At 68.4% G+C, this 23,677-nt stretch carries 22 protein-coding genes; 8 read left to right on the top strand and 14 right to left on the bottom strand.

Annotated elements, in window-relative coordinates; genetic code table 11:
• Nucleotides 1-38: 38 nt before the first annotated feature.
• On the bottom strand, nt 39-1,577 hold the full coding sequence (locus ACQPYH_RS17155) for an alkaline phosphatase D family protein (protein ID WP_432892450.1): 1,539 nt from the start codon (nt 1,575-1,577) through the stop codon (nt 39-41).
• Between the two features lie 206 nt (nt 1,578-1,783).
• Between ACQPYH_RS17155 and ACQPYH_RS17150 the strand changes: the two genes are divergently transcribed.
• Nucleotides 1,784-2,863, top strand: coding sequence for a fatty acid desaturase family protein (locus tag ACQPYH_RS17150; RefSeq protein ID WP_432892448.1), 1,080 nt, complete (start codon nt 1,784-1,786; stop codon nt 2,861-2,863).
• 75 nt (nt 2,864-2,938) lie between these two features.
• Nucleotides 2,939-4,003 carry a fatty acid desaturase family protein gene (locus ACQPYH_RS17145; RefSeq protein ID WP_432892447.1) on the top strand — a complete coding sequence of 355 codons (1,065 nt, stop codon included), beginning with the start codon at nt 2,939-2,941 and terminating at the stop codon, nt 4,001-4,003.
• Here ACQPYH_RS17145 and ACQPYH_RS17140 read toward each other — a convergent pair.
• The 3 genes from ACQPYH_RS17140 to dapA are packed head-to-tail and all read right to left on the bottom strand — an operon-like array spanning nt 3,980 to nt 7,661.
• The gene (locus tag ACQPYH_RS17140) at nt 3,980-5,008 is read right to left on the bottom strand and encodes a LacI family DNA-binding transcriptional regulator (protein ID WP_432892446.1); all 1,029 of its coding nucleotides are present in this window, start codon (nt 5,006-5,008) and stop codon (nt 3,980-3,982) included. The genes ACQPYH_RS17145 and ACQPYH_RS17140 overlap by 24 nt on opposite strands.
• A 47-nt stretch (nt 5,009-5,055) precedes the next feature.
• Nucleotides 5,056-6,750: a ribonuclease J gene (locus ACQPYH_RS17135; protein WP_432892445.1), complete on the bottom strand. Its 1,695-nt coding sequence runs from the start codon at nt 6,748-6,750 to the stop codon at nt 5,056-5,058.
• Nucleotides 6,747-7,661 (bottom strand): 4-hydroxy-tetrahydrodipicolinate synthase, encoded by a 915-nt coding sequence (dapA, locus tag ACQPYH_RS17130; RefSeq protein ID WP_432892443.1) that lies wholly within the window; start codon nt 7,659-7,661, stop codon nt 6,747-6,749. Before dapA ends, ACQPYH_RS17135 begins: the two co-directional genes overlap by 4 nt.
• A gap of 281 nt (nt 7,662-7,942) precedes the next feature.
• On the opposite strand from dapA, the gene ACQPYH_RS17125 reads away from it, so the two are divergent.
• Nucleotides 7,943-8,389: a hypothetical protein gene (locus ACQPYH_RS17125; protein WP_432892441.1), complete on the top strand. Its 447-nt coding sequence runs from the start codon at nt 7,943-7,945 to the stop codon at nt 8,387-8,389.
• On the opposite strand, the gene ACQPYH_RS17120 is transcribed toward ACQPYH_RS17125, so the two are convergent.
• Nucleotides 8,380-9,174: a metal-dependent hydrolase gene (locus tag ACQPYH_RS17120; RefSeq protein WP_432892439.1), complete on the bottom strand. Its 795-nt coding sequence runs from the start codon at nt 9,172-9,174 to the stop codon at nt 8,380-8,382. The two genes, ACQPYH_RS17125 and ACQPYH_RS17120, sit on opposite strands and share 10 nt — an antisense overlap.
• A gap of 313 nt (nt 9,175-9,487) precedes the next feature.
• Here ACQPYH_RS17120 and ACQPYH_RS17115 point away from each other — a divergent pair, with 313 nt between their 5' ends.
• A complete protein-coding gene (locus tag ACQPYH_RS17115; RefSeq protein WP_432892437.1) occupies nt 9,488-9,985 on the top strand; it encodes a hypothetical protein in 498 nt (165 codons plus the stop codon).
• Between the two features lie 47 nt (nt 9,986-10,032).
• Nucleotides 10,033-11,466 carry an argininosuccinate synthase gene (gene argG, locus ACQPYH_RS17110; RefSeq protein ID WP_432892435.1) on the top strand — a complete coding sequence of 478 codons (1,434 nt, stop codon included), beginning with the start codon at nt 10,033-10,035 and terminating at the stop codon, nt 11,464-11,466.
• 122 nt (nt 11,467-11,588) lie between these two features.
• Here the strand turns inward: argG and ACQPYH_RS17105 are convergent, their stop codons facing one another.
• Genes ACQPYH_RS17105 through paaA form a run of 6 tightly spaced genes read right to left on the bottom strand, consistent with a single transcriptional unit; the run spans nt 11,589 to nt 15,691 of the window.
• Nucleotides 11,589-12,200: a hypothetical protein gene (locus ACQPYH_RS17105; protein ID WP_432892433.1), complete on the bottom strand. Its 612-nt coding sequence runs from the start codon at nt 12,198-12,200 to the stop codon at nt 11,589-11,591.
• 27 nt (nt 12,201-12,227) lie between these two features.
• Entirely contained in the window at nt 12,228-13,316 is a 1,089-nt protein-coding gene (paaE, locus tag ACQPYH_RS17100; protein WP_432892432.1) for a 1,2-phenylacetyl-CoA epoxidase subunit PaaE, read from the bottom strand.
• Entirely contained in the window at nt 13,316-13,783 is a 468-nt protein-coding gene (paaD, locus tag ACQPYH_RS17095; protein ID WP_432892430.1) for a 1,2-phenylacetyl-CoA epoxidase subunit PaaD, read from the bottom strand. The genes paaE and paaD overlap by 1 nt, the downstream gene beginning before the upstream one ends.
• On the bottom strand, nt 13,777-14,511 hold the full coding sequence (paaC, locus tag ACQPYH_RS17090; protein WP_432892428.1) for a 1,2-phenylacetyl-CoA epoxidase subunit PaaC: 735 nt from the start codon (nt 14,509-14,511) through the stop codon (nt 13,777-13,779). The genes paaD and paaC overlap by 7 nt, the downstream gene beginning before the upstream one ends.
• The gene (paaB, locus tag ACQPYH_RS17085) at nt 14,508-14,786 is read right to left on the bottom strand and encodes a 1,2-phenylacetyl-CoA epoxidase subunit PaaB (RefSeq protein ID WP_130446600.1); all 279 of its coding nucleotides are present in this window, start codon (nt 14,784-14,786) and stop codon (nt 14,508-14,510) included. The genes paaC and paaB overlap by 4 nt, the downstream gene beginning before the upstream one ends.
• Entirely contained in the window at nt 14,783-15,691 is a 909-nt protein-coding gene (paaA, locus tag ACQPYH_RS17080) for a 1,2-phenylacetyl-CoA epoxidase subunit PaaA (RefSeq protein WP_432892426.1), read from the bottom strand. The genes paaB and paaA overlap by 4 nt, the downstream gene beginning before the upstream one ends.
• 164 nt (nt 15,692-15,855) lie before the next feature.
• Here paaA and ACQPYH_RS17075 point away from each other — a divergent pair, with 164 nt between their 5' ends.
• From ACQPYH_RS17075 to ACQPYH_RS17065, 3 genes are all read left to right on the top strand, one after another.
• Nucleotides 15,856-17,040, top strand: a complete 1,185-nt coding sequence (locus tag ACQPYH_RS17075; protein ID WP_432892425.1) for a DUF418 domain-containing protein — start codon at nt 15,856-15,858, stop codon at nt 17,038-17,040.
• 18 nt (nt 17,041-17,058) lie between these two features.
• Nucleotides 17,059-17,670, top strand: coding sequence for an N-acetyltransferase family protein (locus tag ACQPYH_RS17070; protein WP_432892423.1), 612 nt, complete (start codon nt 17,059-17,061; stop codon nt 17,668-17,670).
• A gap of 105 nt (nt 17,671-17,775) precedes the next feature.
• A complete protein-coding gene (locus ACQPYH_RS17065; protein WP_432892421.1) occupies nt 17,776-19,497 on the top strand; it encodes an alpha/beta hydrolase in 1,722 nt (573 codons plus the stop codon).
• A gap of 356 nt (nt 19,498-19,853) precedes the next feature.
• Here the strand turns inward: ACQPYH_RS17065 and ACQPYH_RS17060 are convergent, their stop codons facing one another.
• From ACQPYH_RS17060 to dapB, 3 genes are all read right to left on the bottom strand, one after another.
• Complete coding sequence (locus ACQPYH_RS17060) at nt 19,854-22,364, bottom strand: ATP-binding protein (RefSeq protein WP_432892420.1); 2,511 nt, start codon at nt 22,362-22,364, stop codon at nt 19,854-19,856.
• Nucleotides 22,365-22,486: 122 nt separating this feature from the next.
• On the bottom strand, nt 22,487-22,930 hold the full coding sequence (locus tag ACQPYH_RS17055; RefSeq protein ID WP_432892418.1) for a hypothetical protein: 444 nt from the start codon (nt 22,928-22,930) through the stop codon (nt 22,487-22,489).
• Nucleotides 22,931-23,677 carry a 4-hydroxy-tetrahydrodipicolinate reductase gene (gene dapB, locus ACQPYH_RS17050; RefSeq protein ID WP_432892416.1) on the bottom strand — a complete coding sequence of 249 codons (747 nt, stop codon included), beginning with the start codon at nt 23,675-23,677 and terminating at the stop codon, nt 22,931-22,933.

Below are 23,677 nucleotides of genomic sequence, written 5' to 3'. Positions count from 1 at the left end.
CGGAGCCGGGTGAGTACGACGGGCCCCACTGAATGGACTCAGTCGTGGGCCGGGGTGATGTCCTTGTTCCACAACACGTCGCCGAACAGGTTGCGGAGCGAGACCGAGAAGACTCCGGTCCGCGGGTCGATGCTGGTGTGGCCGAAGAACTGGTTCCCGCTGGCCGGCGACTGGCTCGGGAAGTCGGCCGCCTTGACGAAAACCGCCTCCGGGCCGAAGGTCGGGTCGAGCGCGTTCGGGCCGAAGGCGCCCGCGTTGATCGGACCGGCGACGATCTCCCAGAACGGATCGAAGTCGGTGAACGCGGCGCGGGACGGGTCGTAGTGGTGCGCCGCGGCGTAGTGCACGTCGGCGGTCAGCCAGATCGCGTTCCGCACCTTGCGCTTCTTGAACTGGCTCAGCACCCAGGCGATCTCGTGCTCGCGGCCGCCGGGAGCGCCGGGCAGACCGTTCGCGACCGCCTCGATCAGGTCGCCGTCCGGCACCAGCAGGCCGAGCGGCATGTCGCTGGCGATGACCTTCCACGTCGCCCGCGACGCCGCGACCTCGCGCACCAGCCAGGCGGCCTGCTCGGCGCCGAGCATCGCGACCGGTCCGACGGTCGACGGCACCGGGTTCGCGCCGCGGTACGTGCGCATGTCCAGGCAGAACACGTCGAGCAGCGGCCCGTAGCTCACCTTGCGGTAGATCCGGTCACGCCCGGACACGTGCTCCATCGGCAGGTACTCGAGGAACGCCTTCTTCGCCCGCGCGGCGAGCACGTTGACGCGCTTCTCGGTGTACCGGTCGTCGGTGAGGATCTCGCCCGGATACCAGTTGTTCAGCGTCTCGTGGTCGTCCCACTGCGCGACCAGCGGTACGTCGGCGTACAGCGAGCGGACGTTGGCGTCCATCAGGTTGTACTTGTACCGGCCGCGGTACTCGGCCAGCGTCTCGGCGACCTTCGAGACCTCTTCGGTCACGATGTTCTTCCAAACGGTGCCGTCGGCAACCTTCAGCTCGGCCGCCAGCGGGCCGTCGGCGTAGATGTTGTCGCCGGAGTGCAGGAAGAAGTCCGGGTGTGTCTCGTGCATCGCCTTGTACGCGATCATCCCGCCGAGCTCCGGGTTGATGCCGTACCCCTGGCCGGCGGTGTCGCCGGTGAACACGAACGAAACCGGCCGGTTGCGGCCCGGGGTGGTGAACGAGCCGTCGAGCGTCTGGCCGATCCGGCCGTTCGCGTCCTCGAAGCCCAGGCGGTAGTCGTAGCGCTGACCGCGCCGCAGACCGCGCAGCGGCAGCCGGGCGGTGAAGTCGTCGTCGGCTGAGGTCTTCGGGCCGCGCAGGTGGATCGCCCGGTCGAACCGGCCGCTGCTCGTCAGCTGTACGACGAGCCGGCCCGGGCGGTCGGTCTTCGACCAGACGACGGCCGACGACGGCGTCACGTCGGCGCTCGCGATGCCCGAAGGCAGAGTGGGCCGGTCGCGGCGGACCAGGTTCGGGGCCCCAAAAGCAGAGGTTGCGGCGATCCCGGGTACGGCGAGGGAGGCTCCGGCAACCGTGGATGCGGCCAGGAGCTGGCGGCGACTCAGATTCATGACCCGAAGGTGCGCCCCGCTGATGACGGTCAGGTGAAAGCCGGGCGAACTGGGCGTCAAATCACCCGGGCCTCGGACGTCGGCTTGTGCGCGGCTACCCGACGTGGTTCCGTTGGTCCCTCAACACGACCTATGACCTTCTTCGTTTCGCTGCCCCTGGACCTGGTAGCGCATCGACCGATGCACAACCGGAACCGGGGTTTCTCATGTCACAGCTGCTTGCCGAAGACCATGACCCCTTACGGGCGCAACACAAGTACACGCATCTCTACACCGACCTGCTGCGGACCGTTCGAGAGCTAGGTCTGCTCAAGCGGCGGCGGAGGTACTACCTCACCCGCATCGGTCTGGTGCTCGCCGCCTTCGTGGGTGTGTGGGTCGGCGTCGGACTGCTCGGCAACTCGTGGTTCCAGCTGCTGATGGCTGGTGCGCTGGCGCTCGTGCTGACCCAGGTCGCGTTCCTGAGCCACGACAGCGCGCACCGGCAGATCTTCGACTCGCACAAGTGGAACGACTGGACAGCGCGGCTGCTCGCCGGCGGAGTGATCGGCATCAGCGCGAGCTGGTGGCGGGCCAAGCACAACAAGCACCATTCCGGACCGAACCAGTTGAAGCGCGACCCCGACATCGACATCGGCGTCATCGCCTTCACCCCGGAGCACGCCGCCCGGCGGACCGGCTTCCGGGCCTGGCTGACTCGTCGCCAGGGCTGGCTGTTCTTCCCGCTGCTGACCCTCGAGGGCCTGAGCCTGTACGTCGCCAGCATGCAGCACCTGTTCCGGCGCTCGGCCACCAAGATGGAGCGGATCGAGGCCGCGATCGTGGTCAGCCGAGTGGCGCTCTACCTGACCGTGCTGTTCTACTTCCTGCCGCTCGGCAAGGCCGGCGCGTTCCTCGGGTTGCAGCTGGCCGTGTTCGGCGTCTGCCTCGGCGGGTCGTTCGCGCCGAACCACAAGGGCATGCCGCTCGTCCCGGCGTCGATGCGGCTGGACTTCCTCCGCCGCCAGGTGCTGATGTCGCGGAACATCCGCGGCGGGGTCTTCACCGACTTCGCGATGGGCGGGCTCAACTACCAGATCGAGCACCACCTCTTCCCGAGCATGCCGCGCCCGACGCTCCGGCGGGTCCAGCCGATCGTCCGCGAGTACTGCGAACTGCACGGGGTGAAGTACACCGAGGTCAGCCTGTTCGCGTCGTACCGGATCGTCGTCGACTACCTGAACAACGTCGGCCTACGGGCTCGCGATCCGTTCCAGTGCCCACTCGTCGCCACGTATCGGGGGTAGCACTTTGCCAAGCCGACCTCGCCGAGCCACCTGGCCGCTTGCCCGGCGTCATGCCCCGACCTCACCCTGGCCATCGTGAGCGCGCAACAGCAGTACGTGAGCATGTACACGGATCTCCTCCGGACCGTGCGCGAACTCGGCCTGTTCCGGCGCCGTCAGGGCTATTACTTCACCCGGATCGGCATCGTCGGCGGCGCCCTGCTCGGGGTGATCGCGGGCATGATCCTGCTCGGCAACACCTGGCACCAGCTCTGGCTCGCGGGCGCGTTGGCGCTCGTCCTGGTGCAGGTCGCCTTCCTCAGCCACGACAGTGCGCATCGGCAGATCTTCCACTCGAACGCGCGCAACGACTGGACCGCGCGCATCCTGGCCGGCTGCGTCCTCGGCATGAGTGCGAGCTGGTGGCGCAGCAAGCACAACAAGCATCACGCCGCGCCGAACCAGGCGGACCGCGATCCCGACGTACAGCTCAAGGTGCTGGCGTTCACGCCGCAGGCGGTTGCTGACCGGGGTCCGCTCGGCCGCTGGTTCGCCGCACGGCAAGGCTGGCTCTTCTTCCCGCTCCTCACCCTCGAGGGCGTCGGCCTGCACGCGTCCAGCCTCAAGCACCTGCTGCGCCGCGACGCGACCCGGGCCGACCGCATCGACGCCGCAGTGGTCACTGCACGCATCGCGGCGTACGTCGCTGCGCTCTACCTCCTACTGCCCCCAGCAAAGGCCACCGCGTTCCTCGCGTTGCAGCTCGCGGTGTTCGGGGTCTGCCTCGGCGCCGCGTTCGCCCCGAACCACAAGGGCATGCCGATCGTCCCGGCCGGGTCGAAGATCGACTTCCTCCGCCGGCAGGTGCTGATGTCGCGCAACATCCGCGGCGGCATCCTCACCGACTTCGCGATGGGCGGGCTCAACTACCAGATCGAGCACCACCTGTTCCCGAGCATTCCCAGGCCGACGCTCCGGCGGGTCCAGCCGATCGTCCGCGAGTACTGCGAACTCCAAGGCATCACGTATGCCGAAGTCGGGTTGTTCAGGTCGTACGGGATCGTCGTCGACTACCTGAACAACGTCGGCCTGCGAGCCCGCGACCCGTTCGACTGCCCGTTGGCGGCGCAGCTCCGATCAAGCGGGCGGAATCTCGCCTGATCCCCGGATCGTCAGCTTCACCGGGACCCGGACCGTGCGTCCGGGCCGGTGGGGCTCCGGGAGGCGCTCGGTCATCAGCTGGATCGCGGTCCGCGCCATCACGTCGGCCGACTGCGCGACAGCGGTCAGACCCGGGCTGAGCAGATCCCCCAGCGCCAGGTCGTCGAAGGACACCAGCGCCACCCGATCGCGACGGCCGGCCAAACCACGCAGTACCTCGGCCGTCGTCATGTTGTTTGCCGACAGCAACGCCGTCGCCGGCTCGGCCCGATCCAGCACTGCGGAGAGTGTGATGCCGATGCCCTCGGTCGTCGGCTCGGACAGGTGGACCAGGTCCTCGTCCACATCGATGCGGTGCCGGGCCATCGCCGACCGGTAGGCGACTACACGCTCCCGCGCGGTGAAGATCCGCTCGTCGTCGCCGAGGTACGCGATCCGGCGGTGCCCCTGGCGGACCAGGTGATCGATCGCCTGGTCGATCCCGCCGGCGTTGTCCGCGAGTACGGCGTCCGCCTCGATGCCGTGCGCGGGACGGTCGATCGTGACGACCGCCATCCCGGCGTCGACATGCGGCGCGAGGTACTCCTGGGTCTCGCCGATCGGCGCCATGATCAGCGCGTCCGGCCGGCGGGCGACGAACTCGAGGCAGACGTCCTTCTCTCGCTCCGGGTCCTCGTCGGTCAGCCCGATCATCACGACCGAGCCGGACGAACGCGCCCACAGCTCGACCGCGCGGCCGAGCGAGGCGAAGAACGGGTCGCCGATGTCGCGAATGACGACCGCGATCGTCCCGGTCTTGCCGCGGCGCAGCATCCGGGCCGACTCGTTCGGCGTGTAGTTCAGGTCCTTGATCGCGGCCTGGACCTTCGCAGTCAGCTCAGGGCTGACGTTCGGCTCTTCGTTCACCACCCGGGAGACGGTCTTCAGTGCGACCCCCGCCCGGGCGGCGACCTCCTTCATCGTGGGCCGGCGTTGCCCCGTCCCGTTCACCCCGCTGACGCTCATCGCCGGCCCACCCTTTCCTTAGCTCGCGCTGAGATTACACCGGGTGATCAGCTCTCCACCACGACCGGAATAATCATCGGGCGGCGGCGGTGGGTGTCGCTGACCCATTTGCCGACCACCCGGCGGATCACCTGCTGCAACTGGTACATGTCGTCGACGCCGCTGCCGATGGCCTTCTCGATCTCGGCCTCGATCTTCGGCTTGAGGTCGTCGAAGACCGTGTCGTCCTCGGCGAACCCGCGGGCCTGGATCTCCGGACCGGCGGTCAGCTTGCCGGTGACCGAGTCCATCACCGCGATGACCGAGATGAAGCCCTCGTCACCGAGGATGCGGCGGTCCTTGAGCGAGGTCTCGGTGATGTCGCCGACGGTCGAGCCGTCCACGAACACGTACCCGCAGTCCACCTTGCCCGCCACCACGGCCTTGCGGTCGATCAGGTCGACCACCACGCCGTCCTCGACGACGACCACGTTCTCCCGCGGTACGCCGGTCTGCACCGCCAGGTCGGCGTTCGCGTGCAGGTGCCGGACCTCGCCGTGCACCGGCATCACGTTGCGCGGCTTGACGATGTTGTAGCAGTACAGGAGCTCGCCGGCGCTGGCGTGACCGGACACGTGCACGAGCGCGTTGCCCTTGTGGATCACGTTCGCACCGTGCCGGATCAGGCCGTTGATCACCCGGTACACCGAGTTCTCGTTGCCCGGGATCAGCGACGACGCCAGTACGACGGTGTCGCCGGGCTGCAGGTGTACGACGTTGTGGTCGTTCGCCGCGATCCGGGACAGCGCCGACATCGGCTCGCCCTGCGAACCGGTCGACACCAGCACGACCCGCTCCGGCGGATAGTCGTCCAGCTCGCGCATGTCGATGAGCGTGTCGCCGGGCACGGTCAGGAAGCCGAGATCGCGGGCGACGCCCATGTTGCGGACCATCGAGCGTCCGACGTACGCGACCTTGCGGTTGTGCTTCACGGCCGCATCCATCACCTGCTGCACGCGGTGCACGTGCGAGGCGAAGCAGGCGACGATGATCCGCTGGTTCCGGGCGTTGGTGAAGACCCGGTCCAGCACCGGCGCGATATCGCGCTCGTGGGTGGTGAAGCCGGGCACCTCGGAGTTCGTGGAGTCGACCATGAACAGGTCGACGCCCTCCTCGCCGAGCCGCGCGAACGCACGCAGGTCGGTGATCCGGTTGTCCAGCGGCAACTGGTCCATCTTGAAGTCGCCGGTGTGCAGGACGACGCCGGCCGGCGTCTTGATCGCGACCGCGAGCGCGTCCGGGATCGAGTGGTTGACCGCGACGAACTCACAGATGAACGGGCCGATCTGCAGGGTCTCCCCCTCGGCCACGATCTGCTGCGGCACGTTGCGGTGCCGGTGCTCCTTCAGCTTGCCCTCGAGCAGCGCGAGCGTGAGCTGCGATCCCACCACCGGGATGTCGCCCCGCTCACGCAGCAGGTAGGGCAACCCGCCGATGTGGTCCTCGTGGCCGTGCGTCAGAACGACCGCGACGACGTCGTTCAACCGGTCCCGGATCGGTTCGAAGTCCGGCAGGATCAGGTCCACGCCGGGCTGGTTCTCGTCCGGGAACAGTACGCCGCAGTCGACGATCAGCAACTTGCCGTCGAACTCGAACACCGTCATGTTCCGCCCGACCTCGCCGAGGCCGCCTAGCGGGATCACCCGCAAAGCGCCCGGAGTCAGGGGTCCGGGCGCGTCGAGATCTGGATGGGGATGGCTCATGCAATCAGTCCTGCCGTCTTGAGGTCGGTGGTGAGCCAGTCCACTTGCTCGGCGGTCGCCTCAACCAGCGGCAACCTGAGTGTCGCGTGCTCGATGACGCCGGCCAGCTTGAGTGCGGCCTTCACCATGATGGCGCCCTGGGTCTTGGTCATGATCGTCTCGACGGCGGGCACCAGCCGTCGATCAATTTCCTGTGCGGTGGCGAGGTCGCCGGCCACCACGGCGTCGATCAGCTGCCGGTACTCGCGGCTCGCGACGTGGGCGACCACGCTCGCGATACCTACCGCGCCGATCGCCAGCGAGGCGAGATTCAGCTCGTCGGCACCGCAGTAGTAGAACAGATCGGTGTTCGCGAGCACCTTGGTGGTCCCGGCGATGTCGCCCTTGGCGTCCTTCACCGCGACGATCCGCGGGTGCTCGGCGAGCGCGATGAGCGTCTCGCTCTTGATCTCCACCCCAGCCCGGGCGGGGATGTCGTACAGCATGTTCGGCAGGCCGGTGGCGTCGGCGACCGCGGTGAAGTGCGCGCGCAGCCCGTCCTGCGGAGGCTTGTTGTAGTACGGCGTGACGACGAGCAGACCGTCGGCGCCGGCGGCCTCGGCCTGCTTGGCGCACTCGATCGTGTGCGCGGTGTCGTTGGTGCCGACACCGGCGACGATCTTGGCGCTGCCGTCGAGGGCCTCGCGGACGGCCTCGATCAGCTGGACCTTCTCCTGGTCGGAGGTGGTCGGCGCCTCGCCGGTGGTCCCGTTCAGCACCAGGGCGTCGTTTCCGCCGTCCACCAGGTACTTCGCGACCTTCTGGGCAGCGTCGAGATCGAGGGACCCGTCGGGCCGGAACGGCGTGATCATCGCGGTCGTCAGACGGCCGAACGGCAGCGTCGACGAGGGCGTGGATTCTGGCGAGGACATGGCCCTCAGATTACCGCTCCCAAGCCCTGGAGAAATGGGTAGGCCTGGTGGCTGTCCGCTCGGGGGTCCGGGCAGCCACCAGGCTCACTCGTCCTATCGGGCCCGACCCAGTAGTCGTTACAGCTTCTTCGAAAAAAGTCCGGAAAAACTTCTGCAAATACTCTGCGTGATCGAATGACAGCATTCCGTCCAACTATTGTGACTTCCGATGCATTATTCTCACCGGCGTGTCGACACCTATCCCCGCCGCCCGGCAGAGCCTCATTATGGTCTGCTCCACAATGGCATCCGCAATGCCGGTGATCACCCTTGTGTTGTGGTTCGTTCTCGCGACCGACGGGATCGGCGACTTTCCAGCGAGCTGGGCGCCGCTTGTGGTGCTTGCCGTAGCCGTTGGCGCCTATTCGGTCTGCGAACTGGTCGGCTTTCGCACTCCCCCGCTCGATGGGTCGGTGGCTCGCTCGGGGGCCGAGATCGAGGCGGATTCGTGGCGGCGGTTCACGACGTCCACCTTCACGCGCTTCGCGGTGTGCGAGGCGGTGTTTCTGGTGTCGGTCGCGTTGGCGTTCGTGGTGGAGAGTTTCTGGGTCGTGCTGATCGGCCTTGCGCTCGCGTTGCCGCTGTTCTTGCTGGAGGCGTGGCCGGGCGTGCGGAACCAGCGCCGGTTCGCGGCCGCGCTCGAGTCGCGCGGCGTGCCGTCGTACCTGGGCGGTCGGCTTCAGGACTGACCGGCGATCCAGATCTGGGTTGCGTCGAAGACTTGCTTGACCGCTTGGAAGGCTCCGGGGAGAAGGAGTACGCCGGCGATCAGCAGGATCGGGACGATGACGCCGTGCTCGACCCAGCTGCCCGTACGGAAGCGGAGTGGGCGCGGGAGGCGGAGTTCGTACCAGGTCTCGCCGCGGATCGGCAGCGGCCAGAGCCACGGGCAGCCGGAGCGGGTCAGGCTGTCGCCCAGGCAGTGGACGAACATGCCGACAGCTACCGCGACGCCGATCCAGCTGCCGATCTGTGTCAGGCCGGTTTGTATTGCATCAGCTGCCGCCGTGCCAGGGAGGGCAGTGCCCACAACCGACCAGCCGGCCGCGGCGAGGACCGCGAGGATGATCCAGTCCCCCAGCGCGTCCGCGGCCAGCACGAGGCCGGTCACCGCGACGGCGAGCACCGCCCACTTGCCGCGGTCACCGAGGTTGGCGGCGAGGAAGCCTAGTAGTACTGCCGCGGCGAGCGTGTGAGTCGCGTGGCGGTGCTTGCCGGTGCTCTCCTCGTCGCGCGGGCCTTTGGTCAGGTTGTAGAGCACGCCGGAGAACGCCCGCACCGCTCCCGAGACCAACCGAGTCACCGGACCAAGCAACCGCGAGGCGCTCGCGCCCGGGTGATCGAGGTCCGGCAACAACGCATACCCCGCGGTCGCCGCCGCGAACGGCACCACCTGCGCCACCGACGTCAACCCAACCAGCGGCGCCACCGCCAACCCGGCACACCACCCCGACAACGCATGCGACCGCCCCATCATCCGGAGCCTCACTCCCCTCAACCGACCCCCATCCTCCCCCACCCACCCCACCATCCCCACCAGCCACGCACACCCCACCCCCAACAACAGGCCGAAAACCCCCCGCAGACCAACCCCCAAGCCCGCCCCGGAGGGCCCACGCCGTACGACGCCCGTCCTCCGCGCCTCCCGCCCTACCTCGACCGCACGGCCCCCACCTGCGCAGCCCGACGTCCGCCGTACGACGCACCCCCTCGACCTCCGCCGTACGACGGAAGCACGCAGGTACGACGGAAGCTCGCGCCGTACAGCCTCCGCAGTACCTCCCCGTGTGCCGCTCAGCATCCGCCGTACGACACACCTCTCCTCCACCTCCGCCGTACGACCGACCGCACTCCTCCGCTCGACCGCCGCCGTGCGACGGAAGCACGCCAGACGCGTGCAGGTACGCCGGAAGCTCGCGCCGTGCACCTGCCACATGCGACGCAGCTCCTCCGCATCTCCCGTCGTGCGACGGGCCTTCCGCCGTACGACCGCAGTCCCCCCGCTCGACCTCCGCCGTACGACCACCTCCTCCGCTCGAGCTTCGTCGTACGACGCACCCCTCCGCTGCACGTGCCTACCTGCCGCGCTCAACTTCCGCCGTACGACGAACCTCCTCCGCTCGCCTTCCGCCGTACGACCGCAGCTTCTCCCGTCGGCCTCCGCGATGCGACTGCGCCTGCGCCGCTCGGCGTCGCAAAACGCCGGCAACTGCCCGGGCCCGCAGGTCCAGCACCATCCGCCGGCTGCGTCCCGCTCGTCCCCTCGGCGTCGGTTCCTCGGCTAGCAGCCAGTGGTTTTGCATAATCATGCAGGAGGGTGCATACTTTTCCTGTGTCCAAGGTGCTTACTTCTTTGCCGGTTGGTGAGCGGGTCGGGATTGCCTTTTCTGGGGGTCTCGACACGTCGGTTGCGGTTGCGTGGATGCGGGACAAGGGTGCGATCCCGTGCACGTACACCGCCGATCTCGGGCAGGCCGACGAGCCTGACATCGAGTCGGTCCCGGGGCGCGCCACGGCGTACGGCGCGGAGATCACCCGGCTGGTGGACTGCCGGACGGCGATGGTCGAGGAAGGGCTCGCGGCGCTGGCCTGCGGCGCGTTCCATATCCGGTCGGCCGGGCGGACGTACTTCAACACCACCCCGATCGGGCGGGCCGTGACCGGCACGCTGCTGGTCCGGGCGATGCTCGACGACGACGTGCAGATCTGGGGCGACGGGTCGACGTTCAAGGGCAACGACATCGAGCGCTTCTACCGGTACGGCCTGCTCGCGAATCCGCAGCTGCGGATCTACAAGCCTTGGCTGGACGCGCAGTTCGTGCACGAGCTCGGCGGGCGGAAAGAGATGTCCGAGTGGCTGGTCACCCACGACCTGCCGTACCGCGACAGCACCGAGAAGGCGTACTCGACCGACGCGAACATCTGGGGCGCGACGCACGAGGCGAAGACGCTCGAGCACCTCGACACCGGGCTCGAGACCGTCGACCCGATCATGGGTGTGAAGCACTGGGACCCGTCGGTCGTGATCGAGACCGAGGATGTGACGATCGGCTTCGAGCAGGGCCGGCCGGTGACGATCAACGGCAAGGAGTTCGGCTCCGCAGTCGACCTGGTGCTCGAGGCGAACGCGATCGGCGGCCGGCACGGGCTGGGCATGTCCGACCAGATCGAGAACCGCGTCATCGAGGCGAAGAGCCGGGGCATCTACGAGGCGCCGGGGATGGCGCTGCTGCACGCGGCGTACGAGCGGCTGGTGAACGCGATCCACAACGAGGACACCCTCGCCAGCTACCACACCGAGGGCCGCAAGCTCGGCCGGCTGATGTACGAAGGTCGTTGGCTGGACCCACAATCGCTGATGATCCGGGAGTCGCTGCAGCGCTGGGTCGGTACGGCGGTCACCGGGTCGGTGACGTTGCGGCTGCGGCGGGGTGAGGACTATTCGATCCTCGACACCACCGGTCCGGCGCTCAGCTACCACCCGGACAAGCTGTCGATGGAGCGGATCGAGGACTCGGCGTTCGGCCCGGTCGACCGGATCGGTCAGCTCACGATGCGGAACCTGGACATCGCCGACTCCCGCTCGAAGCTGGAGCAGTACGCCGGCCTCGGCATGTTCGGCAGCTCCAACCCCGCGCTCGCCTCCTCCACCGACCTCATCGGCGAGCTCCCGACGGGCGGCGCCGAAGCCATCGCCTCCCGCGGCGAAGCGACGGAAGAGGACGAGCTCCTCGACCGCGCCGCGATGGAGTCCGGCACCGACTGACCACCTGGTCGCGGCGAAGAATCCCCGATCGCCGAGTCGTGGCGAACGGTTCGGCCCCCGCTCGTCGAGTCGTGGATTGCGGTCGCGCTGGGCGACCATAATTCACGACTCGGCGGCCGTGGTCAGTCGCGTGCAGCTCCTTGGGCTTGGGAGCGGGCGGCCCGCGTGGCCGGCGGTTGGGCGGCGGCGGTGGTGGACTCGTTGGCGGACTCAGCAGTTGGCCGACTGGTCGGCGAGACGACGCCGGCGCCGGCATGGCGCTGGACGTCGGCCAGCTCCTGGAAGTGCGCCCGTGTGATCGCGCCGCTCATGGCCAGGCGTGCCTCGTTCCCCGCCTCATGTGCCACGGTCTCGTACTCGCCGCGCAGGACGCGGCCAGCTGCCCGGCCGGCCAATCGACCGAGCCGGCCGTCGCCGGCTTCGACGGTCAATCGAGCGTCAACCTGGGTGGCGATGGCCAATGCTGCCCGTCCCGCGGTCGCCGTCCGATCGTCCGCCGGCACGCGGTCGAAGTGACGGCTGGAATTCATGGTCGCCTCGACGACCCTCTGCAGACGCTCCCCCGGCGCGGCGGCCGCCAACTGGCTGGAGAGCTCCGCCGCGGGCCGGCCGGACGGCCCCAGGTCGTGGACTATCGCGTCGAGGAACGCGGGACGGAGCGAGTCCTCGACCGACGCGATGAACTGGCGTTCCTGCGTGCTGATCGGCTGGGGCGCGGGGATGGGGTCGGTCATGCGACCGGAGTGAACCAGGTGGCGGGGTCAGGCGTCGTAGTCGAGGGTGACGGTCGGGGTCGTCGGGTGGGACTGGCAGGTGAGGACGTAGCCGGCGCGGAGCTCGTCGGGTTCCAGGGCCCAGTTGGTGTCCATGGTGACGGAGCCTTCGAGGAGCTTCGCGCGGCAGGTGCCGCAGACACCGCCCTTGCAGGCGAAGGGTGCGTCGGTGCGTACGGCGAGGGTCGCGTCGAGCACCGCCTTCGAGTGTTCGCCGAGCGGGAACGTCGAGCGGCGGCCGTCGAGGATGATCGTGACCTGGGCGGCGTCTTCGTCCGTGGTCGCTTCCTCGATGGGTGCCTTCGGGGCTTCGTCGCCGACGTGGAAGAGCTCGGCGTGGACGTGTTCGCGCGGCACACCTTCGCCCAGCAAGAGTTCCTGCGCGCCGACGACCATCGCGTACGGCCCGCAGAGGAACCACTCGTCGACGGAGTCCAGCGGCAGGATCGTCGCGAACATGCGCTTCAGCCGGTCAGCGTCGATGCGTCCGCTGAACAGCTCGACCTCGGTCGTCTCACGGGACAGCACGTGGACGAGGTGGAGGCGTTCGGCATGCCGGTCCTTGAGGTCGGCGAGCTCGTCGGCGAACATGACCGAGCCTGCGGTGCGGTTGCCGTAAAGCAACGTGACGCGACTGGTCGACTCGACGGCCAGGATCGTTGCGACGAGCGAGAGCACCGGCGTGATGCCACTGCCCGCGGCGACGAACGCGTAGTGCTTCGTCTGCGCGGGATCGAGGGTCGTGCCGAATCGGCCGAGGGGTGTCATCACCTCGAGTTCGTCGCCGACCTTCAGTTCCTGTGCGGCGTACGCCGAGAACTCGCCGCCGGGGATCCGCTTGACGCCGATCCGCAGTACGCCGGAGTCGGCCGGCGAGCAGATCGAGTAGCTCCGGCGGACCTCCTCGCCGAGGCGGCGGATCGTCAGGTGCTGGCCGGCGGTGAACTCGTACTCCCCTGCCAGCTCGGGCGGTACGGCGAACGTGATCGCGACCGAGTCGTCGGTGATCGCGTCGATCGCGGCGACCTTCAGCGAGTGGAAGGTCGCGCGGCGGCGGGGGGCCACGGTCGTCGTCATCAGATCGCCTTGAAGTGATCGAAGGGTTCGCGGCAGGTGTTGCAGCGCCACAGGGACTTGCAGGAGGTGGAGCCGAAGTGGCTGAGCTCGCTTGTGTCGGGTGATCCGCACAAGGGACAGCGAATGCTCAACTGCAGCATCACGGGTCCAGCTGCAGAAGGCGGCGCGATGCCGTAGTCGACGAGTTTCGCCTTGCCTGACTCGCTCATCCAGTCGGTGGTCCAGGCCGGCGACAGGACGGTCTCCACTCGACCGTCCACGTTCAACGACCGCAGCGTCAGCTCCACCTCGTGCCGGATCAGGTCCATGGCGGGGCAGCCGGAGTACGTCGGGGTGATCGTCACGACGACCTCATCGCCTTCGTGGCGGACGCCGCGCAGTACGCCGAGGTCGGCGATCGTCAGGACCGGGACCTCGGGGTCCGCGACCTCGCCGACGGCCTCGAGGATCGCTGCGTCGGTCACCATGTCGCACCCGGGTGGGATCGCGCGACGTGCTGGAGCTCGGCCAGCAGGTAGCCCATGTGCTCGGTGTGACGTCCGAGCCGACCGCCCGTGTGCTGGTACGACGACGACGGCCGCTCGCAGGTGGACTCGTCGATAACGCCCAGCACTCGGTTGGTCCAGGCGGCCCGCAGCGTTGAGGGGTCCACGGCGGCCGGAATGCCCTGCACCAACGAATCAGACTCGAACAGCTCGGCCGTGTAGGGCCACAGTGCGTCCAGACCGGCCTGCATGCGGCGGTGGCTCTCCTCCGTCCCATCACCCAGGCGGAGCACCCACTGCGTCGCATGGTCGACGTGGTACGCGACCTCCTTGACCGCCTTCCCCGCCACTCCGGCCAGCGTCTCGTCAGCGCTCGACCGCAGCTCGTCGTACAGCAAGTGCTGGTACGTCGCGAAGTACAGCAACCGCGCCATCGCGAACGCGAAGTCGCCGTTGGGCAGCTCGCACAGCTGCACGTTCAGGAACTCACGCTCGTCGCGGAGGTACGCCAGGTCGTCCTCGGTCCGCCCGTCGAGGGACCCGGCGTACTGCAACAGCGATCGCGCCTGCCCCAGCTGGTCGAGTCCGATGTTGCCGAGGGCAACGTCTTCCTCGAGCTGCGGGGCGGCCGCGATCCACTCGGCGGTACGCTGCGCGGAGATCAGCGCGTCGTCACCGAGCCGGAGTGTGTAGACGAACAGATCGTTCACAGGTGCTCGACACCTTCCGGGACCTCGTAGAAGGTCGGGTGCCGGTACACCTTGTCGCCGGCCGGGTCGAAGAACTCGTCCTTCTCGTCCGGCGACGACGCGGTGATGTCGGCGGCGCGCACCACCCAGATCGACACGCCCTCCTGCCGGCGCGTGTAGACGTCGCGCGCGTTCCGCAAGGCCATCGTCGCGTCCGGCGCGTGCAAGCTGCCGACATGTGTATGCGACAACCCGCGACGCGAGCGGACGAAGACCTCCCACAGTGGCTCGATCATGCGGCGCGAGCCTCCTTCTTGGCGGCATACGCAGCCGCGGCTTCGCGCACCCACGCGCCGTCCTCATGCGCCTTCACGCGATGCGACAGCCGCTGCTGGTTGCACGGCCCGTTGCCCTTCACCACGTCGTACAGCTCGGTGTAGTCAGGCTCGGTGAACCGGTAGTGCCCGTCCTCGAGCGCCAGTCCGTCATCGGGAACCCGCAGCCCGAGTACGTCGGCCTGCGGAACGGTCATGTCGACGAAGCGCTGCCGTAGCTCGTCGTTGCTGTGCCGCTTGATCCCCCACGCCATCGACTGCTCGGAGTGTGTGGACGCGGTGTCCGGCGGACCGAACATCATCAGCGACGGCCACCACCAGCGGTTGAGCGCGTCCTGGGCCATCGCCTTCTGCCCGGGAGTCCCGTTGCACAGCGTGTAGAGGATCTCGAACCCCTGCCGCTGGTGGAACGACTCCTCCTTGCACACCCGCACCATGGCCCGCGCGTACGGACCGTACGAGCAGCGGCAGAGCGGAACCTGGTTCACGATCGCGGCGCCGTCGACCAGCCAGCCGATTGCACCGATGTCTGCCCAGGTCAGCGTCGGGTAGTTGAAGATGCTGGAGTACTTCTGCCGCCCGCTGTGCAGCATGTCGAGCAGATCCGCCCGGTCCACGCCGAGCGTCTCGGCAGCGGCGTACAGATAGAGACCGTGGCCGGCCTCGTCCTGCACTTTGGCCATCAGGATCGCCTTGCGGCGCAGCGACGGCGCGCGACTGATCCAGTTGCCCTCGGGCTGCATGCCGATGATCTCGGAGTGCGCGTGCTGCGCGATCTGCCGGATCAGGGTCTTGCGGTACCCGTCCGGCATCGCATCCCGCGGCTCGATCCGGCCGTCGGCGTCGATGGTCGCCTGGAAGTCCATACCCCGCAGCATATGTGACACTTTTCGCCCAAATCAACAACAGGTGTCACAAAGGTGGTTCTAGCCCCACCCAGGGAGTGGGTTCAGGACGCTGGGTACGGCGGCCGGCGACCGGGAGGATCGAGGTAACAGTTCAAGACCTAAACAGTTTTGGAGATCCTCCCGTGACTACAACTCTCGCCCCGGCCGTCGATCATCGCGGACCGGTCACCGGCAAGGAACGTGCGCTCGCCCCTGACCTGATCCGCGGTGCGATGCTGCTGCTGATCGGCCTGGCCAACAGCGCGAACTTCGCGTTCGCCGGCCAGCCCGGCGTGGAGAGCGCGCCGCACGGCTTCGAGCGCATCCTGAACTTCCTCAAACTCACCTTCGTCGACGCCCGTGCGTACCCGGTCTTCGCGGTGATGTTCGGCTACGGCCTGGTCCAGCTCGCCCGTCGGCAGCGGACGTCCGGCGCGACGCCGAGCGCAGTACGGCGGATCCTGCTCAAGCGCAACGGCTGGCTGGTGGCCTTCGGCCTGCTGCACGCGACACTGCTGTACTTCGGTGACTTCCTCGGCGCGTACGGAGTGGTCGGGATCATCTGCGCCCTGTTCCTGCTGAACCGCGGCGACAGGTTCCACCGGATCGTCCTCGGCATCTGGGCATTCATGGCGGTCGAGGTCGTCGTCTTCGGGGCCCGGGCAGTGCTTGCCGTCGTCAACAGTTCCGGTCCCGCGCACGCGCTGACCAACGAGCCGAACCCGTCGCTGGCCGCAACGTCGTACTTCGCGAGCCTGGTCGACCGGCTGCACGAGTACCCGGCGCACTTCGCCAGCGTGCTGGGCTTCATCGTCATCGTCTGGCTGGGGATTTGGGCCGCCCGCAAGCAGATCCTCGAGAACCCGGCCGCCCACAAGTCCTTGCTGGTCTCGGTTGCCTCGATCGGTCTCGGCATCACCGTCCTCGGCGGTCTGCCGCTCGCATTCGTCGGCGCCGGCTGGCTGCACGTCGACGAGTCGGCCGTCGGCGCACTCAGCTACCTGTCCCACGTCAGCGGGATGTTCGGCGGACCTGGGTACGTCGCCCTCTTCGGTCTGCTGGTCGCCCGGATCAGCAAGCTGTCGCTGCCGGTCCGCGCGATCTCCGCACTCGGTCAGCGGTCGCTGTCGGGCTACCTGTTCCAGTCGGTGTCGTGGATGGTTCTGCTCGCACCCTTCACGCTGAACCTCCGGTTCGGGAGTACGGCGTACACCGCGGCGCTGGTCGCGATCGGGGTCTGGATCATCTCCGTCGTCGGCGCCTACGCGATGAGCAAGCGTTCGTACCGCGGGCCGGCCGAGACCCTGCTGCGGCGGCTCGTGTACTGACTTGCGAGGATGAGAGACATGAGCGACTTCGGCGTACCGGAACCCGCCAATCTCTCCGATCTCTCCGGGCAATCCGGTGAGACCCCGGTGGCCGAGACGAGTGTGCGGCTCGCGCTGCCGGCGGAGGCGAACGAGATCGGCGAGATCCAGGTCGCGGCCTGGCGGTCGGCGTACGCCGGACTCCTGCCGGCCGATGTCCTTGCCGACCTCAACCCGGCGCAGTTCGCAGCCCAGTGGCGGGCCGCGCTGCTCGCGCCGGGTGAGGCACGGAACCGGGTGATGGTCGCACTGGCCGGCCGTACGCTGGTCGGCTTCGCGGCCATCACGCCGTCGGACGACCCGGACGCCGACCCGCAGCGGGACGCCGTGATCGCCGAGCTCGCAGTACAGCCGGACGCGACCCGGGCCGGCCACGGCTCCCGGCTGCTGAACGCCGTCGTCGACACGATCCGCGCCGACGGCTTCGGCCGGTTGACCGTCTGGGTCAACTCCACCGACGACGTCCTCCGCGCCTTCTACACCGAAGCCGGCTGGGCTCCGGACGGCGCGCATCGCGAGCTGGATCTGTACGGCGACGAGTCGGTCCGGATCAAGCAGATCCGGCTGCACACCGATCCGGGAACCGCATAGCAGTCGCTCGATCGGCGACGAGCCGGGGGTGGTGCTCGACCGCGTGACGCGGACATGACAGGTTGTCACGGTCCGATCACGTAACGCCATCCGCTGGAGTTCTGCATGAAGTACCTGACCCTGGCCGTCGGCCTGGGCATTTCCGCTGCTGCCGTTCTCGTCATACCGGGGTCCGGGGCGACCGCCTCGATGCAGACGGCGACCGTCGTCGACAAGCCGCATCAGGTGGCCAACAAGTACCTCAAGCAGAGACCCGACTGGATCCTGTGCGGTGACCCCGAGTTCCGCACGTACTGCGCGAAGATCACCGTTCCGCGCGACTGGGCCAACCAGTACTCCGGGAACGACCTCCAGATCGCGGTCAGCAAGGTCGCGCCGGCCAAGGGCCAGCCCAGCCGCGTGGTGTTCGGCAACCCGGGCGGACCGGGTGGCGCCGGCCTCGGTATGGCGCCGTACCTCGCGAGCCAGGCGCCGCTGGCCAAGGACCACCTCGCCGTCGGCTTCGACCCGCGAGGTACAGGCGGCAGCACCAATGTCAGCTGCGACGGCAGCCCCGGCTACACGATGGACGCCCGCGACCGCGACCCCGCGAACCAGGCCCTGATCTCCGAGGCCTCGGCCATGGTCAAGCCGTACTGCGACCGCCAGTCCCGCGGGCTCCTGCCCTACATCACCACCGCGCAGACCGTGCAGGACATGGACCTGATCCGGCAACTGCTCGGCTTCGACAAGATGGACTACGTCGGGTACTCCGGCGGCACCTGGCTCGGGGCGTACTACCAGACCTACTTCCCCGACCACGTCGGCCGCTTCGTGCTGGACTCCAACACGGACTTCACCAAGACCTGGTTCGACACGTTCGTCAGCCAGCCGCAGGCGTTCGAGCGCCGGTTCCGCGAGGACTTCGCGCCGTGGGCAGCGAAGTACGACGACCAACTGCACCTCGGTTCGTCACCCGGTGAAGTCATCCGGACGTACGAGCGGTTGCGGCGAGCGCTGAAGGAGCGGCCCGCGGTCGAGGAGTTCCTGGACGCGGCGGTTCAGGTGACGTACGACCAGAACGCGTTGGACATGATGGTGTCCAACGATATGTATACAAAGCTGGACTTTTATTCTCTCGCGGTCGATATGGCATTTATCCGCGACCTTTCCGCGGCCCAGGCAAAAGGTGGCCCGCAGGCCGCGCAGCGTCAGGTCGACGGCCTGCCGCTGGGTCGCCAGCAGCAGCTCGTGCAGCGCGCGAACCGAGCTCCGGTCGGGCTCCGCACCTTCGGCGCCGGCGGCATGGTCGACTCCGAGGACGCGACCTTCAACGCCATCACCTGCAACGACACCGCGTGGCCGCAGGGTCCTGAGGCCGGCGTACAGCTGGCGGCCCGCCTCGGTCCGCACTTCCCGCTGATCGGCTGGACGATGACCGAGAACCCGTGCTTCTACTGGAACCGCCCGAACCTCACCATGCCGACACCAACCGGCAAGGGCTTGCCCACAACGCTGATGGTGCAGTCGGTCCACGACCCGGCCACCAACTACGGCCTCGCCGTCTCGGCCCACAACCGGTACGCAGGTTCGCGACTGCTGACCATCACCAATGAAGGCGATCACGGTATCTACGGCGGCGTGAACCATTGCGCGGACAGGATCGTCAACACGTTCCTCACCACCGGGAAGGCGCCGGCCAAGGACTCCAGCTGTGCCGGTGAAGGCATCCCGGCGCCGGACAAGCTGATGCCCGGACTGGACGGAGCCGGTGACGGCTACAGCAAGGAAACTCCTTTACGACGGATCGCCGGATTCACAAAAGCTGTTTCCGGATATCTGCACTGAATTGCCTACGCACCGGCAGATTCCGATCACCATCGGCGAATTCCGGCCGCTGCTTTCGTTGTCAGGACATATTTGTCAGGGCGATGTCAGGGTTCCGTCCCTGTCTGACACAGCGTGATCACGACAACCTTGAGTCAGCGCGGAGGGACCCGGACGTCGACCGGGAGGGCTCGATGAGCCGGGACCATCGCCGACGTGGCTTCGGCCGGCTGTGAGGTGGGGGGACTGCCTGGGGGGTCAGACAGAAGGCACAGCCGGCCGGGTCACGAATCGTGCGCTCGCGCCTCTAGATCCCTCGCGGGGTACCGTCGATCCCCCAGGTCGTGGTGCCTCGCGAGGCATGTTCAGGTCCGTGTTCAGGTCAGGCTCGGTGAGCCGGCCGCAGCGCCGCCGGGTGGCGGATAACCGTCGGCCACAGCGGCCAGCGGTACGGCCCGACCAGCCGACCAGGCGGTCCGGAAGGCCCCGCGTTCCAGCGCCGCTTCGACCGCGGCTCGCGTCGCCTCGCAGTCGGCCTTCTCGATCACCGGCACGGGCGCACGGATGACCTCCCGCACTCCGTCCGCGGCACCGAGCAGGAACGCGGCGTACTCGCTCCGCTCACGCTGCTGCGCGACCGCTGCCAGTTCCTCGAGCACACTGGCCGACCGCCACCGATCGCCCAGATCGCGATGCTCGGCCAGGCTCTCGTCCAGCAGGTGTACGGCGCGCTCGGTGTAGCCGCGACGCCGCTCGATGATGCCGAGCTGGTTCAGCGACCAGGCCACGCCCTCGCGGTAGCCGAGCCGTTGCGACAGCGCGAGGCTCTCCTGCAACAAGTCCTCCGCCTCGACCAGCTCACCGCCGTACTGCGCGATCGCGCCGAGACTGATCAGCGACCATGCGAGACCTTCGCCGTCGCCGACGACCCGGAACGCGTCGCGGGCGCGTTGGCACCGGCGGGCGCCGATGTCCAGGTCGCCGCGCAGCCAGGCCACGAATCCGAGGTGGTTGTGCGCCCAGGCCATCCCGGCGCGGTCGCCGAGGCTCTCGTACAGGTCGTAGCTCTCGCAGTGCAGATCCTCTGCGGCGCCGTAGTCCCCACGTTCGCGAGCAACTCCACCGAGGCGCTGCAGCACGAGCGCAGTACCGGCGGCGTCGTCCAGCTCCTTGTATTGGCGCAGGGCAGTCTGCAGGCGGTCGGTCGCGGCGTCGTACTCGCACTGGAGGAACGCCAACGTCCCAGCGCCGAGATTTGCCTTCGCACAGGCCGGGGACAGGTCAGCCATCAAGTCGGCCGGCAACGAGTCTCCGAGCGCCAGCGCTCGCTCCAGCCACCGACTGCCCTCGGCGTAATGGCCGTGCATCGAGCAGAACAGCCACAGGCCGGCGGCCAAGCGCAGTGCGGCAGCGGGCGAGCTGGTCCGCAGCGCCCACGCCATCGCGGCCCGCAGGTTGTCCAGCTCGTTCTCCAGCCGGTCGAGCCATTCTTCCTGCGCCGGACCTCGCAGGTGGCCTTCGGCCTCTTCGGCCAGGCTGATGTAGAACTGGGCGTGCCGCTCGGCTGCCTCGTCCGTCCGGCCCACAGCCACGAGCCGGTCAGCCGCGAACTCCCGGATCACTGCGAGCATGTAGTACCGCGTGACGCCGCGTCGCCGGGTCACCCGGATCAAGGACTTGTCGGCCAGCCGTCCGGTGAGGTCGAGCGCTTCGGCTCGCTCCAACGGTCCGGGATGCGCCTGCCCGGACATGACGGTCGCGGCCGCGTTCAGCGTCCACCCGCCGACGAAGACCGACAGCTTGGCGAACACGTCCCGCTCGGCCGGCGTGAGCAGGGCATGGCTCCACTCGATCGCGCCGTACATCGACTGCTGGCGTGGTGACGCGGTCCGCGAGCCGCCGGCCAGGATGCCGAACGACGTTTCGAGTTCGGAAGCGAGCTCCTCGATCGTCATCACGTTCGTCCGCGCGGCGGCCAGCTCGATCGCCAGCGGCATGCCTTCGAGTCGGCGTACGACGCGGGCGACCTGGTCGAGCTGGCCGGTCGTGTCGTAGCCGCGCGCGGTCGCCCGCTCGACGAAGAGCCGGACGGCATCCGATGTCTCCAGCTGGTCCTCGTCGTGCGGCAGCGAGAGCGCGGGTACGACGTACACGCTCTCGCCGGGGAGCCGCAGCAGCTCGCGGCTCGACGCGAGGATCGACAGGTTCGGGCAGTGCTCCAGCAGCGCAGCGCTGATCTGACCGACTGTCGCGACCACGTGCGAGCAGTTGTCGAAGACCAGCAGCATGGCGCTGCGGCCGATCTGCTCGGCGATCTCCTCGACCAGTCGCGTGCTCTCCAGCAGATGCAGGCCGACGGACGCGGCGACCGCCGGCATGACACCGGCCGGGTCGTTCAGTGCGGCGAGCGGCACCCAGCAGATGCCGTCCTGGAAACTGTCCGCGACCTCGTTCGCCACTGCCAGCGTGAGTCTCGTCTTGCCGACCCCGCCCGGCCCGGTCAACGTAAGCAAACGCGTGATTCGCTTCCCCAGCAGGCGACTCGTCGCGGTCAGCTCGGTCGTGCGCCCGATCAGTTCGCTCGTCGGCGCCGGCGGTTGCCGCATCGGCGTACGGGTGGTGTCCGCCTCTTTACGGGCGGCCGCGGTGAGTCGGGAGCGGTCGGGATCGCCGAGTCGCAGCGCGTCAGCGAGCAGGCGCAGCGTGTGCGCCCGCGGCGCACGCCGCCGGCCGCGCTCCAACGCCGCGATCGCGTCGACGCTCAGTCCGGCTCGTTCGGCCAATGCCTCCTGCGACAGCCCGGCTTCACGCCGGTGCCGACGCAACAGGCCGCCGAACCCGGCCCCCTGCACGTCGTCCGAGCCGCGGCGAGACCCTTCTGATGGCACAGGACGGCCCCACCCAGTCTCCGACCTTTACGTGGCGGCTGCCACGTACCTTCACGAAGGTATCCCGTTCAGCCCCGCGTTGTCAGTGTTCCCGGGTCCTTCACAGCGAACTCCCGAGTAACTCACGACGTCTTGCCGTGCTGGGAAATCGCGGCCCGCATGGTCGCGCGGGCCCGCTTCCGGTCCCCCGCCGCGTCGTACGCCGTCGACAACCGGAACCACACGCGCCAGTCGCCGGGCGCCGCTTCCGCCTCGGCCTTGTACTTCCCGAAGGCCTCATCCGCGGCCGCCCGATCGATCCGTCCGGACGGCCGCCGCGGCAGATCGTCGACCGGCAAACCGCCCGATGCCTCCAGCTCGCGCGCCAGTACTTCGGTCTGCCGGCCGAACTGCAGCTCCCGCCACACCAGGTACGCACCGAGCAACGGGATGACGAGGACGGCGATGCCCAGCACGATCGCGACCGGCTCACCGGTCCCGATCAGCAGCACACCCCGCCAGCCAAGCAGTACGGCGTACGCGACGAAAACGACCGCGAGCAGGATCGCCGTCCGCTTGGCGCTCATCTAGGCGAGGTCCATGAAGTGTTCGAGGCCGACGGTCAGGCCGGGGGTGCCGCCGATCCGGCGTACGCCGAGGAGGACGCCGGCCATGAACGACGTACGGGCCATCGAGTCGTGGCGGATCGTCAGGGTCTCCCCCTCGTCGCCGAGCAGGACCTCCTGGTGGGCGATCAGTCCGCGGAGCCGGACGCCGTGCACCCGGATGCCGTCGACATCCGCGCCGCGGGCGCCGTCGAGGGCGGTCGTCGTCGCGTCCGGGATCGGCTTGGACCCGGCCTCACGACGCGCGTCCGCGATCAGCTCCGCCGTCCGCCGGGCCGTGCCGGACGGGGCGTCGACCTTGTCGGGGTGATGCAGCTCGACGATCTCGACCGACTCGTAGTACGGCGCTGCCTTCGCGGCGAACTGCATCATCAGCACGGCGCCGATCGAGAAGTTCGGCGCGATCAGTACGCCGGTGGACGGGCTGCCGGCGAGCTGCGAACGCAGCGTGGCCAGCCGCTCCTCGTCGAACCCGGTGGTGCCGACGACCGCGTTGATGCCGTGCTCGATGCACCAGGCGAGGTTGCCCATCACGACCTCGGGCCGGGTGAAGTCGACGACCACCTCGGCACCGGCCTCGGTCAGCTGGTCCAGCTCGTCGCCCTGGTCGAGTCGCGCGACCAGCTCACAGTCGGCGGCCTCCTCGACCGCGAGGCACGTCTGAGCGCCCATCTTGCCTTTGGCCCCCAGCACACCGACCTTGATCAT

The organism is Kribbella sp. CA-245084 (assembly GCF_050942355.1).
GTDB lineage: Bacteria > Actinomycetota > Actinomycetes > Propionibacteriales > Kribbellaceae > Kribbella.
Note: the sequence above shows the minus strand (reverse complement) of the source record. Positions and strands in the feature narration are given on the sequence as shown.